This is a genomic window from Clostridium aestuarii (genome assembly GCF_026735135.1).
Lineage (GTDB): Bacteria > Bacillota > Clostridia > Clostridiales > Clostridiaceae > Clostridium_H > Clostridium_H aestuarii.
Genome location: NZ_JAPQER010000001.1, coordinates 384672 through 399958, shown reverse-complemented (window position 1 = coordinate 399958; position 15287 = coordinate 384672). Strand labels below are relative to the sequence as shown.

The 15287-nt window shown below is 29.1% G+C and carries 14 protein-coding genes; 10 read left to right on the top strand and 4 right to left on the bottom strand.

Annotation, left to right across the window (positions count from 1 at the left end; all coding sequences use genetic code 11):
- Nucleotides 1–71 precede the first annotated feature (71 nt).
- The 4 genes from OW763_RS01665 to OW763_RS01650 are packed head-to-tail and all read left to right on the top strand — an operon-like array spanning nucleotide 72 to nucleotide 3969.
- Nucleotides 72–1223 (top strand): iron-containing alcohol dehydrogenase, encoded by a 1152-nt coding sequence (locus OW763_RS01665; RefSeq protein ID WP_268039324.1) that lies wholly within the window; start codon nucleotides 72–74, stop codon nucleotides 1221–1223.
- Nucleotides 1224–1260: 37 nt separating this feature from the next.
- Nucleotides 1261–2100, top strand: a complete 840-nt coding sequence (locus OW763_RS01660; protein WP_268039323.1) for a class II fructose-bisphosphate aldolase — start codon at nucleotides 1261–1263, stop codon at nucleotides 2098–2100.
- 17 nt (nucleotides 2101–2117) lie between these two features.
- On the top strand, nucleotides 2118–3137 hold the full coding sequence (gene iolC / locus OW763_RS01655; protein ID WP_268039322.1) for a 5-dehydro-2-deoxygluconokinase: 1020 nt from the start codon (nucleotides 2118–2120) through the stop codon (nucleotides 3135–3137).
- Nucleotides 3138–3180: 43 nt separating this feature from the next.
- Nucleotides 3181–3969, top strand: coding sequence for a 5-deoxy-glucuronate isomerase (locus tag OW763_RS01650; RefSeq protein WP_268039321.1), 789 nt, complete (start codon nucleotides 3181–3183; stop codon nucleotides 3967–3969).
- A 138-nt stretch (nucleotides 3970–4107) separates the two neighbouring features.
- On the opposite strand, the gene OW763_RS01645 is transcribed toward OW763_RS01650, so the two are convergent.
- Nucleotides 4108–5760 carry a BCCT family transporter gene (locus OW763_RS01645; RefSeq protein ID WP_268039320.1) on the bottom strand — a complete coding sequence of 551 codons (1653 nt, stop codon included), beginning with the start codon at nucleotides 5758–5760 and terminating at the stop codon, nucleotides 4108–4110.
- Between the two features lie 352 nt (nucleotides 5761–6112).
- Here OW763_RS01645 and OW763_RS01640 point away from each other — a divergent pair, with 352 nt between their 5' ends.
- From OW763_RS01640 to OW763_RS01620, 5 genes are all read left to right on the top strand, one after another.
- Complete coding sequence (locus OW763_RS01640) at nucleotides 6113–7636, top strand: BCCT family transporter (protein WP_268039804.1); 1524 nt, start codon at nucleotides 6113–6115, stop codon at nucleotides 7634–7636.
- Nucleotides 7637–8053: 417 nt separating this feature from the next.
- A complete protein-coding gene (locus tag OW763_RS01635; RefSeq protein ID WP_336296874.1) occupies nucleotides 8054–8581 on the top strand; it encodes a sigma-70 family RNA polymerase sigma factor in 528 nt (175 codons plus the stop codon).
- Nucleotides 8571–9689 (top strand): anti-sigma factor, encoded by a 1119-nt coding sequence (locus OW763_RS01630; protein WP_268039319.1) that lies wholly within the window; start codon nucleotides 8571–8573, stop codon nucleotides 9687–9689. The genes OW763_RS01635 and OW763_RS01630 overlap by 11 nt, the downstream gene beginning before the upstream one ends.
- 3 nt (nucleotides 9690–9692) lie before the next feature.
- Complete coding sequence (locus OW763_RS01625; RefSeq protein WP_268039318.1) at nucleotides 9693–10595, top strand: ABC transporter ATP-binding protein; 903 nt, start codon at nucleotides 9693–9695, stop codon at nucleotides 10593–10595.
- The gene (locus OW763_RS01620) at nucleotides 10592–11449 is read left to right on the top strand and encodes an ABC transporter permease (RefSeq protein ID WP_268039317.1); all 858 of its coding nucleotides are present in this window, start codon (nucleotides 10592–10594) and stop codon (nucleotides 11447–11449) included. Before OW763_RS01625 ends, OW763_RS01620 begins: the two co-directional genes overlap by 4 nt.
- A gap of 33 nt (nucleotides 11450–11482) precedes the next feature.
- On the opposite strand, the gene OW763_RS01615 is transcribed toward OW763_RS01620, so the two are convergent.
- A complete protein-coding gene (locus tag OW763_RS01615) occupies nucleotides 11483–12127 on the bottom strand; it encodes a DUF4230 domain-containing protein (protein ID WP_268039316.1) in 645 nt (214 codons plus the stop codon).
- 295 nt (nucleotides 12128–12422) lie between these two features.
- On the opposite strand from OW763_RS01615, the gene OW763_RS01610 reads away from it, so the two are divergent.
- A complete protein-coding gene (locus OW763_RS01610; RefSeq protein ID WP_268039315.1) occupies nucleotides 12423–13106 on the top strand; it encodes a hypothetical protein in 684 nt (227 codons plus the stop codon).
- Between the two features lie 53 nt (nucleotides 13107–13159).
- Here the strand turns inward: OW763_RS01610 and OW763_RS01605 are convergent, their stop codons facing one another.
- Both OW763_RS01605 and OW763_RS01600 read right to left on the bottom strand, forming a co-directional pair.
- Nucleotides 13160–13819 (bottom strand): DUF5661 family protein, encoded by a 660-nt coding sequence (locus OW763_RS01605; RefSeq protein ID WP_268039314.1) that lies wholly within the window; start codon nucleotides 13817–13819, stop codon nucleotides 13160–13162.
- 83 nt (nucleotides 13820–13902) lie between these two features.
- The gene (locus OW763_RS01600) at nucleotides 13903–15045 is read right to left on the bottom strand and encodes a 4Fe-4S binding protein (protein ID WP_268039313.1); all 1143 of its coding nucleotides are present in this window, start codon (nucleotides 15043–15045) and stop codon (nucleotides 13903–13905) included.
- Nucleotides 15046–15287: the final 242 nt, after the last annotated feature.

The following is a 15287-nucleotide window of genomic DNA, read 5'->3' as shown; positions in this document are numbered from 1 at the left end:
AGAAAAATGGAAATTATTACTCAGTAAAAGAAGATATTTTAGAAATTATTTAATAGATAGGAGGAACTCTAATGGCAAATAAGTTTTTAGTTCCAAACAATATAGTTTCAGGTAAAGGAGCTATAGAAGAAGCTGGAAATTATATTAAAGAATTAGGTAGTAAAGCTTTAATCGTAACTGATAAAATTATGATTGAAATTGGTAATGTATCAAAAGTAACAGATGTATTAGAAAAAGTCGGAGTAGAATATAAGGTTTACAATGATGTTAATAGTGAACCAACAGATGTAATTGTTGAAAAAGGAATAGAATTGTACAAGAATAACAAATGTGATTTCTTGATTGCTATAGGGGGAGGAAGTCCAATTGATGCGATGAAAGCAATTGGGGCTATGGTTGCAAATCCAGGACATATAACCGATTATATGGGAAAAGTAATAAATAACCCTACACCACTTGTTGCAATACCTACTACTGCAGGAACAGGTTCAGAAGCAACACAAGTTACAATAATATCAGATACAAAAAATAATGTAAAAATGTTATTAATGGGACCAACATTAATTCCTAAATTATCAGTTGTTGATGCAGAGTTAACAATGACCGCACCATCTAATGTAACTGCTGCAACAGGAATTGATGCGTTAACCCATGCAGTTGAAGCGTATACTTCTAGAAAAGCGCAACCTCTATCAGATACATTTGCTTTATCAGCAATAAAACGTATTTTTGGTAATCTAAGACAAGTATGCAAGAATGGAAAAGATTTTGAAGCTAGAAATCAAATGTCACTTGGCGCATTAGAAGCAGGAATAGCTTTCAACAACTCATCAGTTACAATAATTCATGGAATGAGTAGACCAATAGGAGCGTTATTCCATGTTCCACACGGAATATCAAATGCAGTTCTTATAGGTGAGTGTTTAGAATTTGCAATAGAGGGAGCAACAGAACGTTTTGCTGATATTGCAAAAGTAATTGGAATTTATAAAGATGGAATGTCAGATATGGAAGCTGCAAAAGAATTAGTAGCAGAAATTAAAAAATTATGTAAAGATATTGAAATTCCAACATTAGAGGAATATGGAATAGATGAAGATGAATTTTTAACAAACATAGATAAAATGGCAAATGATGCATTAGCTAGTGGTAGTCCGGCTAATACTATCAGACAACCTGAAAAAGAAGATGTTATGGATATTTATAAAAAATTATGGAGCTAAAGCCTTGGACGGAAAGATATAGGAAGGAGAAAATATCATGTCATTAGTAAAAATGAGAGAACTTTTGGAAAAGGCAGATAAGGGTGATTATGGTGTAGGCGCTTTTAGCATTGCAAATATGGAAATGATTATAGGAGCAGTTAGAGCAGCTGAAGAATTAAACTATCCACTGATATTGCAAATTGCAGAAGTTCGTTTAAAACATTCTCCACTTGATTTGATATCACCTGTAATGATTGAAGCGGCTAAAACAGCAAAAGTACCAGTAGCAGTTCACTTAGATCATGGAGTGAATATTGAAACTATTAAGCAAGCGTTAGAAGTAGGATTTACATCAGTAATGTTTGATGGTTCTCATCTACCATTAGATGAAAATATAAAAAAAACAAAGGAAGTAATAGAATTAGCTAAAAAATATGGTGCTACTGTAGAAGCTGAAATAGGAAGAGTTGGTGGAAGCGAAGATGGTTCTGAAGACATTGCTGTATTAGCTACAAGTGTAGAAGATGCAGAACGTTTTTATAAAGAGACTAAAGTTGATGCATTAGCATTAGCAATTGGAAATGCACATGGAGTTTATAAAGAAGAACCAATCCTACAATTCCAAAGATTAAAGGAAATTGATGATGCTATAGAAATTCCTTTAGTGCTTCATGGTGGATCGGGTATAAAACCAGAGGAATTTAAAAAATGTATAAAATACGGAATAAAAAAGATAAATGTTGCTACAGCTACATTTAATAATGTAGTTAAAAGAGTAGATGAACTAATGAAGAATTCAGATTCTGTAGATTATTTTACTTACCATAACAAGGTAATAGAAGCAACATACGAAAATGTGAAAAACCATATGAATATTTTTAAAAGCTATGAGTAATAAAGGAGGCAATTTTGATGAATAATATTAAATTTGATAATACAAGAAAAATGGATATAATCCCTATTGGTAGAGCTGCTATAGACTTTAACCCAAATGAAATTCACAGACCACTACAAGAAAGTAGAACGTTTACAAAATATGTAGGGGGATCTCCTGCTAACATAGCTGTAGGAATGGCTAGATTAGGGAAAAAAGTAGGATTTATTGGAAAAGTTTCTGATGATCAATTTGGAAAATTTGTAACTGATTATTTTGAAAAAGAAGGTATAGATACTTCTAATATTGCTGTAGCTAAAAATGGAGAATCATTAGGATTAACATTTACTGAAATATTAAGTCCTAATGAAAGTAGCATATTAATGTATAGAAATGCTATAGCGGATTTACAATTATCTCCAGAAGAAATAAATGAAGAGTATATAAAAAATGCAAAAGCAATAGTTGTATCAGGTGTAGCATTATCTGCAAGTCCTTCAAGAGAAGCATGTTTTAAGGCAATAGAATATGCTAAAAAGCATGGTACAGTAGTAATTTTTGATGTAGATTATAGAAGCTACACATGGAAGTCACAAGATGAAATTGCGATTTATTATTCAATGGCAGGTAGAATGAGTGACATTGTAATGGGTTCAAGAGAAGAATTTGATTTAATGGAAAAATTAATAAAACCAGAAGGAAGCAGCGATAGAGAAACAGCAGATAGATGGATAGAATATGGAAATAAAGCAGTTGTTATAAAACATGGTAAAGAAGGATCAACAGCATATACAGAGAACGGAGAGTCATTTAAGATTAAATCATTTCCTGTAAAACTATTAAAATCTTTTGGAGGCGGAGATGCATATGCTTCAGCGTTTATCTATGGACTGATGGAAGGCTGGGATGTAATTGATGCTTTAGAATTTGGTAGTGCATCAGCAGCTATGTTAGTGGCAAGTCACAGTTGTTCAGAAGATATGCCTAATGCAGAAGCTGTAAAAAAATTCATTCGTGAGAAAAAAGAAGAATATGGTGAAATGATAGCTAGAGGCTAATTTTAGTTACAATAAATCAGCATGGGTAAAGGAGAAATAGAAAATGGTTGAAATATTAAATCAATTGAATTGTGGTTATAACACAATGACACAAATGGATGGAAAACATAGCAATATGTTAATGGATATAGGTGCATATAAAATGAAAGCAAATCAAGAAGAAAGTTGTCTTGATAGTAAAAAAGAAAGTGCATTCTTATTGTTATATGGAGAAATTATTATAGAATGGCAAGGAAATAAACAAGAAATGAAGAGAACTTCTTTATTTGATGAAGATCCATGGTGTTTACATGTTCCTAAGAATGTAGAAGTAAAAATTACAGCAGTTTCAGAAGCAGAAATTTTGCTTGAAAAAACTGATAATGAAAAAGAATTTGAAAGTAAACTTTATTCTCCAAAAGATTGTAAAAGCGATATTTTTGGAGAGGGTGTATGGAATGATACTGCTAGAAGAGTAGTAAGAACAGTTTTTGATTATTCTAATGCTCCATATTCAAATATGGTTATGGGTGAAGTTATTACTTTCCCAGGTAAATGGTCAAGTTATATACCCCATGAACACCCACAACCAGAAGTTTATTACTATAGGTTCAATAAACCTCAAGGATTTGGCTGCTCAATAATAGGTGATGATGTTTTCAAAGTTAAAGATAATAGTATAGCAGCAATTCCAGGAGGATTAGTACATCCACAAACAGCTGCTCCAGGTTATGCAATGTATTATTGTTGGATGATAAGACATTTAGATAATAATCCTTGGACAGATAGAATAAATGCAGAAGAACATAAATGGTTATTAGAACCTAATGTTAAAATATGGCCAGATAAATAGAAAAATGGAGGGAAGAGAGTTGAAAACAATAAGGGTGACTACAGCTCAAGCATTAGTGAAATATAAGGGAAAATAAGGTTAATGTAAGTTAATAAGCTTGTTAGGATTTTAAATAAAATCCTAACAAGCTTATTTTTTTCATTTTTTCATTCTTTCATTAGAAGTATGCTCAGCAATTTTTTTGTACAGTTTTATATCTTTAATTCTTTTTTGCTTTTTATAAGAAACATGTATACTTTTTACAAGTAATATACTAGTTATAGTTAGTATGATTGCAAAAGGAAGTCCAGTAGTAATTACAGCAGTTTGCAGTGCAGAAAGAGCTTTTTCCCCACCAATCAATAATAATACTGCAGCTATAAATCCTTCCATACAAGCCCAAAATATTCTTTGAGGTATTGGTGAATCCAATTTTCCACCTGATGTAATGTTATCTACAACTAATGAACCAGAGTCACTTGAGGTAACAAAAAAAGATATAACCAACAATGTACCTATTATTGATAAAATGGTTTTTATAATTCCTGATAAAAATGGTATATTCAAATAATTTATCATTTCAAACAAAGCTATAGGAAGATTATTTTGTACTACATCAAATAAATTTCCATTGACCTGCTCATTTATATATATAGCATTTCCACCAAAGATAGATAACCATATAAATGATAAAAGAGAAGGAACAAATAATACTGCTAATACAAATTCTCTAATTGTCCTTCCTTTAGATATCCTTGCAATAAACATTCCAACAAATGGAGACCAAGATATCCACCAAGCAAGATAAAATACTGACCAACTACCTTGCCAAGATGTATCTTTTGTTGATATAAAGAAAGAAGAACTAATAAACTCATTTAAGTAAAGACCTAAAGCATTAGAAAATAATTTTAATATATGTAATGTTGGTCCAATAATAAAAATAGCAAGCATAAATACAAAAGCCATTTTAATATTTAACTCAGATAAAAATTTAACTCCTTTATCTATTCCAGAAACTACAGATAAAGTAGCTATAGCAGTAATAATAACAATTAATATAACTTGTATTTTAACACTAAATTCTATTCCTAATAAATAGTTTAGCCCGCTGTTTATTTGCTGTACACCAAGACCAAGGGATGTTGCTAGACCAAATAAACATGATACTACGGCAAGAACATCTATCATATCACCTAAGACACCAAAAACTTTATCTTTTAAAAGTGGATAAAATACTGACCTTAAAGAAAGTGGTAAGTTTTTATTATAAGCAAAGAATGTTAAAGCTAAGGATAATAGTGCATATATTCCCCAAGGATGTATTCCCCAATGAAAGAAGGTAGTTGCTAAAGCTGAATTTATTGAATTTGTGCTTTGGAAAATTGGAGGAGTATATGTAGAATGGTATAAAGGTTCTCCTACTGCCCAAAACATTAATCCAATTCCCATACCAGCAGATATTAACATTGAATACCATGCAAAGTTTGAAAATTCAGGTTCAGCATCAATTCCTCCTATCTTAACGTTACCCAATCTTGACAATGCAAGAAATATGCATATTCCAATAAAAAAATTACTGGATAATATAAAAAGCCAATCGCCTTTGGAGATAATTACATTTTTAACATTTTGGAAAATTTCGTTTGCTCGTTCTAAATTTAAAAGCGCATATAATGAAAAAATTAATACGATAAGTCCAGCAGCAATAGAAACAACTGGATTCATGTCTAGACCAAATTTAGTGAAATTCCTACTGTACAGTTTTTCTTCAATTTTTTTGTCAATATTGTCTTTGGATGTATTTTTCATATTAGCACCTCCTTTTAGTGAGTGGAATTTTAAAATTAATAATTAAAAAATAATATATGTTTATTATGTTTGTTTTTTAAGCATTTTATTAATATTTAAGATATACTTTGAAATTAAAGTATTATCATTTATGTAATAAAATATATTTATTTACATATTTTACAAGAAGCAACTTATATGATATAATAAAGTTGCTTAAAGTAACATATCTATATATTATTCAAGTTGTCACTTCCTGTATAAAGTAATATGAAAATTAAGAATATATTAAACTATGAAGAAACGATATTTTGAAAGGTTTTGATTAAACTAGATTTTAAAATATATAAAAGGAGGTAGTTTATTGGGTTATATGATTAACAAAATAAAAAAAGATAAAGTATTTTATATTTCAAGTATAAGTTTAATAGCTATATTAATTTATGCATTTTTCAATATAAAAACTTTTGAAGCAGCATCAAAGAATGCTCTGGATTTTTTACTTGATAAATTCTATTGGTTTTATTCTGGTGCTATGTTGAGTTTTTTTATATTTTGTGTTTATCTTATGATTAGTAAATATGGAAAAGTAAAATTAGGACAAGACGATGAAAAGCCTGAATACGGGTTTGTATCTTGGCTTGCAATGCTTTTTTGTGCAGGTATGGGAATGGGGCTTGTTTTTTGGTCAGTAGCGGAACCATTAAGTCATTATACACATCCGCTTAATATAGAACCATTTACTGAAGAAGCAAAAGTATTTGCTTTGGGAAAATCATTTTTACATTGGGGTACTGCAGCTTGGGCTTGTTATGCTGTTCTTGCATTAATATTAGCATACATGCAGTTTAGAAAAGGGAAACCTGCTTTAATGAGTAGTGTGTTCATACCTATTATTGGAGAGAAGAGGGCTAAAGGTTGGATTGGAAATGTTATAGATATATTTACTATATTTGCAACGGTAGCAGCGGTTATCACTTCACTTGGTCTTGGAACTTTACAAATAAATGCAGGTCTTAATTTTCTGTTTAATATACCTGAAAACATAAAAACAAAATTAATAATAATAGCCATAGTTACTGTATGTTACATGACTTCGGCAATCATAGGTATTAATAAAGGTATAAAAATTTTATCAGATACTAATCTCTTTATAGCAGCAGTGATGATTGTACTTGTTTTAATTGTAGGACCTACATCGAAAATTTTTGGAAATTTATTTAAGGGAATGGCGATGTATGGTAAAGAACTGGTAACTACTAATAATAATATATTTTTACATGGTGGATGGTATAAAAAATGGACTTTATTTTATTGGGGTTGGTGGATAGCATGGGCACCTCCTGTAGGAATATTTATTGCTAGAATTTCGAGAGGAAGAACTATAAGAGAATTTTTACTTGGAGTTTTGATAATACCATCTTTATTATGCTTTATATGGTTTGCTGTATTTGGAACTATGGGATTCAATGTGGAGCATTCAGTTGCATTAGTAGCTGCAAAAAAATCACAAACAGCATTTTTCATGGTTCTTAGTAAATATCCTTTAGGATTTTTCATATGTATTCTTGTTATGATATTATCAATGATATTCTTTATTACTTCAGCAGATTCTTCTACTTTTGTTTTAGGAATGCTTTCGTCAAAAGGAAATTTGAATCCTAATAATTCAAAAAAAGTTGTATGGGGAATACTTCAAGGTAGTCTAACTATAGTGTTTTTATTAGCTGGAGGACTTGAAATGATACAAACAGCTTCCATATTAGCTGCATTCCCTTTTGGTTTTATAATGATACTTGCTATGATTTCATTTAAGAAAAGTTTGAGTGAAGAAAAAGAGATGTTAGTATTAAAAGATGAAGTTGAAAAAGAACTAAATAAAAAAGTTATTGTATAATACTAAAAAAATAGAAGAATATTATTATGGTGGCGTTGAAAAATATGAATGCATCAAGTATTGAAGTTGCCAATGCAGCTCAAAATTTAGCAAATATGTCACATGAAATGACAGACGATGTTGAAAAATTTAAATTACAATAATAGTAAACCGAGAATTGTTTCTCGGTTTTATTTTTTTACGCTATAAAAAATATAAGATTTTAAAACTGTATATAATTTTTGTGCATAATTGGCAAAATAAAATTTCTTTCTTTCATATAATAATATGATAAGGTTTAAAGAGTGGATTTATTTTAAATAAATTAATAAGGTAAACTAGTAAATCGGAATTTTAAATAAAATTTTTTTGAAAATAGTGTCATTTTTTTTAATACTGTGGTGTTTATATTAGTGAAAGACGAAGGGAGGAGTTAATATTTTTGGGATCCCAAGGCGAAGAAAAGTTAAAGAAGATGAATTTCAGATAAATTATGAAAAATATTATCCAATAGTTTATAAGCAGCTATATTACTTAGTTGGAAACAATGAACTGGCAGAAGATTTAACTCAAGAGGTTTTTATAAAATATTATAATTCAAAAGAACAAATTGAGTTTTTAGGGGCATGGCTTTCAAAAGTTGCAGCAAATATAGCTTTTAATTATTTACGAGGAGAAAAGAGAAGAATAAAAAGAGAAGAAAATATTTTAGAAGAAGTAAACAATATTTTTTCAATAGAAGATGAAATATTTAGAAGTGAGCAAATTAAAGAAGTTAGGAAGATTTTAGTGAATATACCAGATAAACAGAGAGTATGTTTAATTTTGAAATTTTCGGGATATTCTTATGAAGAAATTCATAATGCAACTAATATTCCTTTAAACAATATAGGGCAGTTTATTGCAAGGGGTAAACAGAAATTTGTAAAATTATATAAAAAAGAAGGTGAAATTAATGTGTTATGAATTAGAAGTGCTTCAGCAAATAATTGATAATACTTATGACGGTGATGTAGATGAGGTATTATCACATATAAAAAACTGCTCTGAATGCAGAAAAAAATTTCACAAATTAAAGCAGCAAGATAAGTTTATAGAGAGTGTTTTACAAATGGATATGGAAATACCACCCCGTCGTCCTATTAATGTTTGTACAGTTGATTTTAAAAAGAAAAATAAAAGGAGGATTTTTGATATGAGTAAGAAAGCTAGAAAATGGTCAGCAGCGGCGGCAGCAGTTGTTTTATGTGGAGGTTTAGTACTTGTTGAGCCTGTTCGTACAAAAGCAGAGGATTTGTTGAAAATATTTCGTATGCAGAAAATCACCAGTATATCTATCAGTCAAGAAGATATCAAGGGAATTGATAAATTATTCAGTGAAGGTAATGGAACTAAAGACATAAAAGATATTATTAAGGTAGATGTTTCTTCAAATGGTAAAGAAGTTTCTGCGGAAGGTCCAGAAGGAGAGGCTGATATTAAAGAAAAATTATCTATAGAAAATGTAATTAAAGCACCAGAAGGATTTAAGTACGAGTATGTTGCTAAACAACCAAGAACAGATGTAACAATAAAATTAAATATAGATAAAGCTAATGATCTTTTAAATTATTTAGGTGAAAAAACTAAACTTCCAAAAGAATTAGATCAAAAGCCCTTTACTATTCATTTTAATGAAGCAGTAGCTTATAATTTCTCACAAAAAACTGAAAATAAAAATAAAGAAAGAAAATATATTAATGTAATGAAAATGAATTCACCTACAGTACAAACTCCAAAGGATGTAGATGAAAAACAATTAATAAAATCATTATTTTCTATGAGTATTTTACCACAAAACTTAAAAGACCAATTTATGCAAATTGATGATTTAACAGCTACAATTCCAGTACCTTATAGTCCAGAATATCAAACTAAGGAAGATATAACTGTTAATGGAGAAAAAGCTATATTAATTAAAAACAATAATGGAGATTACTCAACTGTTTATTTTAAAGATAAAGATGATTTATATGTTATAAATAGTAATTGTGCAACTGATGAATTAGTGTCTTTTATTGAGGAGATGAAATAACATATGGTTATAGAAACGTATGATTTAACAAAACAATTTGGTGGAAAAGGAGGCTTCCAGAATATTTCCCTCTCTGTTAAAGAGGGGGAAGTGTTCAGTTTTTTGGGGAAGAACGGTGCAGGAAAAAGTACCTTTATTAGAACACTTGTTGGAATGCTTTATCCAACTTCAGGTAATGGAATGATTCTTGGTAAGCCTATAGGAGATGTTGAAACTAAAAAGAAAATAGGATATTTACCAGAGTTGTTCCAGTATCATAAATGGCTTACAGGCTATGAACTTTTATTTAATCATGCTCTTTTGTATAAAATGAATAAAAAGGATATTAGAAAAAGAATACAGGAAGTGCTTGATATAGTTGGACTTAAAGGACATGAAGATAAAAAGATAAAGCAGTACAGTAAAGGGATGAAACAGAGGATTGGACTAGGATGTGCCATATTATCAGATCCAGAGCTTCTTTTTTTAGATGAACCAACAAGTGCATTGGACCCCGTTGGTAGAAAGCATGTTCGTGATATTATTTTCAAATTAAAAGAGCAAGGGAAAACTATTTTTCTAAATACTCATCTATTGAGTGAAGTAGAGCTTGTATCAGATAGAGTTGCTATTTTGGATAAAGGAAAAATCAAAACTATTGGAACTATTAAGGAGCTTATGCATTCACCAGTAGTTTTATCAATAGGAAATTGTAGTGAGAAAATGATTAATGAATTAAAAAATTTTGATCCATATTTAGAAAAAGTTGAAAATGAAATTGAAATGCATGTGAAAAATGATGAAATTCTTCCTGAAATTGCAAAATGTATAATAAAAAATGAAGGACTTTTATATATGATGAAAAGAAAAGAAAACATACTTGAGGAATTATTCATTAAAACTGTAGGTGAGGAGGATGAAAGATGAGGACTATAATAAGGCTTACATTTCTTGAAATGAAAAAGAAAAAAATCTTATACCTCACATTAATCCTTACTGCAATATTTCTTCTTCTTTATGGAACGGCAGCAAAGTATGCATATCAATCTTTTGAGGCGAATACGAATGATGCTGTTATTAGACTTACTTTTATAAATCAGTTTATATCCATGGGAATGTATGTAGCAGGGTTTATAATAGCTTTTTTATCTATTTTTTCAAGTGTTGGTGCTATTGCATCAGAAATTGAAAATGGTACTTATGATGCAGTTTTATCAAAGCCAATAGCAAGATATGAAGTGGTTTTAGGAAAATTCATTGGAATTTTATTGATACTTATTCCTTATGTAACAATTTTATATTTAAGTATTATAGGGATAAATGTTATGTTTGGAGAGGGTGTAATTGTCAATTTTGCTATAGCTTCAGTAGTAAAATCCTTATTAACACTTTATCTTTTACCTATAGTGTTAACTTCAATAGGAATATTTTTAAGTTGTTCTATATCAACAATGGCAGCAGGTGTTATAGTGGTTATTCTATATTTTTGTGGTATGATAGGTGGATTTTTGGAAAAAATGAGTTTCTTTATAACAGCTGAAACTGCAAAATCAGTTATGAGTAATATAGGCATTGTAACAAGTCTTATAATGCCTTCAGATGTAATATATAGAAAAGCATCATCAATTTTATTCACAACTAAGTCAGGATTAAATCTTAGTATAGATGGTATGGTAGGTGGAAATATTCAGCCAAGCTCTTTTATGATGGGATATATCGGTGTTTATATTATAGTAATAGTTATTTTGGCATTAAGAAGATTTCAAAAAAGAGATTTATAATATGTGTCTGGAATTTTATTTTTAAATTCCAGACTATTTTTCTGAAAATTTTATTTCTACATTTTTAAAGCTTAGAGCATTCATGAAGCTGATTAAAGAATCTTTTGCGTTTTGCTCAGCTTTATTTAATATATCTTCCTTTTTATTTTGTTCAAACATTTTCATCTGATTTGCTATGGCTTTATCATCTTCATCTATTTCAAGTTTATTAAATAAACCATCATGTTTTTCGTAATAATAAATACTGTTTGGATCAAAGGAGTTACTTAATATTTTTGGTTTACTTAATAAAATGGTACATGAATCTTCAGAAGTTTTGTTAAAGTCTATAACATCTACTCCGGCATTTATTTTTCCATTAAACTTTATTAAAAAGCCTTTTTCAGTAAAAGGTATTTTCACCGAATTTATGTATAATGGTTCTTTTTTTATAACCACGTCTGAATATTCATATTTTACAGAAGCCAAAGAACAAATTTTTGATATCTGCTCAATAGTTACAGTTGAGTTTATTTCTACCTTTTTACTGATGGTTATAGAAGGTAATTTGAATATTTTTGCAACCGAGTTTAACATAAATAAAAATATAATAAGAAGTACCAAAATTATTATTGATTTATGGAAAAAGCCTAATTTAAAGCTTTTTTTCTTTGTATTGAAGGATAATTCAGAATCCATAATTATAAAAGTTCCTTTCTGAGAAATTAAGAATTAACAATTAATGATGCTTTACTATGTTAAATCTAAACTTGGATTAATAACTGTATTCGATATAAAATGACAAAATCCTTTATGTGATTTAGGTTATATGGAAATTTAAAACTTGCTATCATTCAAACAATTAAATTACTTAAGAATTTTGGAATAAAAAATGTTAAGTAGGTTTGTAACTTTTTTGTAATTGATGCAAAGGATTTTTTATTTATAATAAAGAAAAGAAGTTAATAATATTTTAGTAATGGAGGAAAATTTAATGAATATGAAGAAGGTACTTGTATATGTAATGCTAGGTGTTAGTTTTACTCTTGTAGGTTGTGGAGCTAAAAAACAAGCACCTACTGAACAAAATCAACAGCAAAAGGTTCAAAAACAGCAAGAAAGTTCAAAATTAGGGTATGAGGTAGTTAGTGAATTACTAGAGATAAAAGATAAGCATATAAAAATAAATTATCCTCAAGTTAAGGATTATGTAGGTGAGATTTTAATGGATTATATGAATCAAAGTCTTAAAAAAATTGTAGATCAATATAACAGTGATTCATATGATGATGTAAATATAGATTATGAAATTACTAAATCAAATAATGAAATATTAAGTATATTATATAAAGGAACAGGTAAAATTAAGGACTTTGGAGAAATAAAAATTAAGGATAGTATGAATTTGGATATGAAGTCTTCAAATGAAATTAATTATGAGAGCTTTATTAAGAATAATGATGAAGTTAGAAAAATATTAGATAAAAAAGCTAAGGAACAGGGAATAAAGGAAGGGTTAGAAGCTGAAGGAATAAGAATATATTTTAAAGGAGACGATGTAGTATTTTACTATATGCCTTTAGATGATGATGCAAAAGAATTTATTGAGATAAGTATACCATCAAAGGAATTAGAAGGCTATGTAAATACTGATTTTGGTGAAAAACCTGCAAGTTAATAATGAAATAGGGATAGTCTGTTATTTTCATAGACTATCTCTATTTTTCCGTATTAAGAATTTATCATTTTACTCTGTTTTAAAAGTTGAGATTCACCTGTTTTTTCCCACTCTTCTACTTGCTCAATGGCTTCTTGAGGTTTTTTACCTAATCCTACCAAAACTCCTGATAAAATAAATTCTTGGAATAAGTGTTCTAAATTTATTTCTGCGTTATATTCTGCTAATGCACGTTTTACTAAAGGTTCAATATACATTACCCATTGGTCAGGAGTATATTCCTTTTTATTCATCATATCCCAATATGCCTTTGCCTCTGATTCAAGCTTTGCAAGTCTTGTATAGTAATCAGGAAATTCACTTAGATGTGCTAGAGCAATTTTACCTGTAGTAATAGGGTCATTTTCTGTAACATTTGTAGGAAGATATTTTCTTCCATGTTCTAGTTCGGTATCTAAACCCATTTTGAATTGCTCTAAATCAAATTTTTCCTTGCTAAAATCAATATTAAGCTGTTTTGCAATTTTTGTTGCTTCTTGGACAGTAAAGCTAGTTCTTGGCATAACAGATGTCCTGTTAAGCATATCAGGTATAGTTATTTCAGTTGTTTTTTGATAAATATTATTTTCTACTGCTTCTTTAATCAAGTCTAAAGTTTTTTCTAAAGAGTTATTATATGTTACTGGATATCTAATGAATGGTCCTAAATGCACTATTGTTCCTCCTAGAAAATAATTTACCAATAACATTATATGCTTAATACAAAAAACATGCTAAATGTTTCTATTTTCATTCACTATTTTATTAATTCTTTTACAACTTTTCGAGCGGTATCTGGTTCAAATTCTATGCCTTTTTCTTGAAAATCAGTTTTTAGATTTTTTAAAGATGTATTTAAATCCGTATTTTTAGGAAGTTTAGCTTTTTCTAAAAATATATCTTTATCAATATTAAATTCTTTGCATATATCATTTATAGTCATATAACCTTTTATATTATCTGGATTTGCCTGCCCATTTTCAATTAAAACTTCTTTAGTGGAAGAAGCTGTCTTAAATTGTCCTGTAATTGCACTCAAACCAATGACTAGTACAAGAACTGCAATAATTAATGATGCCGTTTTATTTACAGAAAGTTTAAAATTCCATTTTTTCATTTCTAAAGTTTTAGGCACAGGACAACTTGTAGTACATTCATTACAAGAAATACATTCCATGCTAGAAACAGCTTCACAAGAATGAATATTAAGGCCCATAGGGCAATTTTTAGTACAAGCTGTGCAGCTTATACAGCTTGTAGAATTTCTCTTGATTTTAAAAATTCTAAGAGGTGATAATATAGCTAAAGTTGCACCAAGAGGACAAAAATATTTACACCAAGCTCTTTCTATAAAGGCTGAAGATATAACTATAGTAATAAGTAAAACAAAGCCTATTAAAAATTCTTCGAAAATTTCACTTCCATTTCCAAGATGCATAAAGGTAGCCCATGGATCATAAGGTTTTATAATTAATTCACCAGCTTTGTATGTTGTATATAATACTAATAAAAGAACAGCGTATTTTGCATATCTTAAAATTTTATCTAAATTTTCATTTACTTTAATTTGTTTAATGTTAAGTTTTTTAGCAATTTTATTTATAATACTTTGAATTGTGCCAAGTGGGCATAAATAACCACAAAAAGCTCTACCAATCAATATTGTTAATACTATAATAGCAATTAAAAGAATCAAAGATGAAGGTTCAACTTTTTTTATATAGTCTCCTGTAGTTATAAGCGAATATAGGGTTTCCATACCACCAAAAGGGCAAAGAGCATCTGTTGATGGACTACCATCAGGACCACCACCCTTAATCTGATGCATTATTCCTGCAAATATTGAAAATCCTAAAAAGAAAATTGAAATTATCCATTTTAATTTGTTTTTTAATTTCATATCCAAACCTCCTTGATATTTTGTATGTTTTAATATTAAGTGATAATTTTATTTAAAGTGTGGTAATTTTGTGATCAATTTGTGAAAAAACTAAATTTTTTCCTTGGCTTTTAATTTTAACACTACATTGAACTGGTTTAGGACTAATCTTTAAGGGGATTTTCAACAAAAAATGTTTCTATTTTAATATGTCACAAACATTACAAAGTCCTGTCATAAAACTGTAGAACAACTACAGTATT

Excerpts from the sequence above, each read along its gene's own strand:
- OW763_RS01665 (WP_268039324.1), top strand. The coding sequence starts at position 72 with ATGGCAAATAAGTTTTTAGTTCCAAACAATATAGTTTCAGGTAAAGGA.
- OW763_RS01660 (WP_268039323.1), top strand. The coding sequence starts at position 1,261 with ATGTCATTAGTAAAAATGAGAGAACTTTTGGAAAAGGCAGATAAGGGT.
- iolC (WP_268039322.1), top strand. The coding sequence starts at position 2,118 with ATGAATAATATTAAATTTGATAATACAAGAAAAATGGATATAATCCCT.
- OW763_RS01650 (WP_268039321.1), top strand. The coding sequence starts at position 3,181 with ATGGTTGAAATATTAAATCAATTGAATTGTGGTTATAACACAATGACA.
- OW763_RS01645 (WP_268039320.1), bottom strand. The coding sequence starts at position 5,760 with ATGAAAAATACATCCAAAGACAATATTGACAAAAAAATTGAAGAAAAA.
- OW763_RS01640 (WP_268039804.1), top strand. The coding sequence starts at position 6,113 with ATGATTAACAAAATAAAAAAAGATAAAGTATTTTATATTTCAAGTATA.
- OW763_RS01630 (WP_268039319.1), top strand. The coding sequence starts at position 8,571 with ATGTGTTATGAATTAGAAGTGCTTCAGCAAATAATTGATAATACTTAT.
- OW763_RS01625 (WP_268039318.1), top strand. The coding sequence starts at position 9,693 with ATGGTTATAGAAACGTATGATTTAACAAAACAATTTGGTGGAAAAGGA.
- OW763_RS01620 (WP_268039317.1), top strand. The coding sequence starts at position 10,592 with ATGAGGACTATAATAAGGCTTACATTTCTTGAAATGAAAAAGAAAAAA.
- OW763_RS01615 (WP_268039316.1), bottom strand. The coding sequence starts at position 12,127 with ATGGATTCTGAATTATCCTTCAATACAAAGAAAAAAAGCTTTAAATTA.
- OW763_RS01610 (WP_268039315.1), top strand. The coding sequence starts at position 12,423 with ATGAATATGAAGAAGGTACTTGTATATGTAATGCTAGGTGTTAGTTTT.
- OW763_RS01600 (WP_268039313.1), bottom strand. The coding sequence starts at position 15,045 with ATGAAATTAAAAAACAAATTAAAATGGATAATTTCAATTTTCTTTTTA.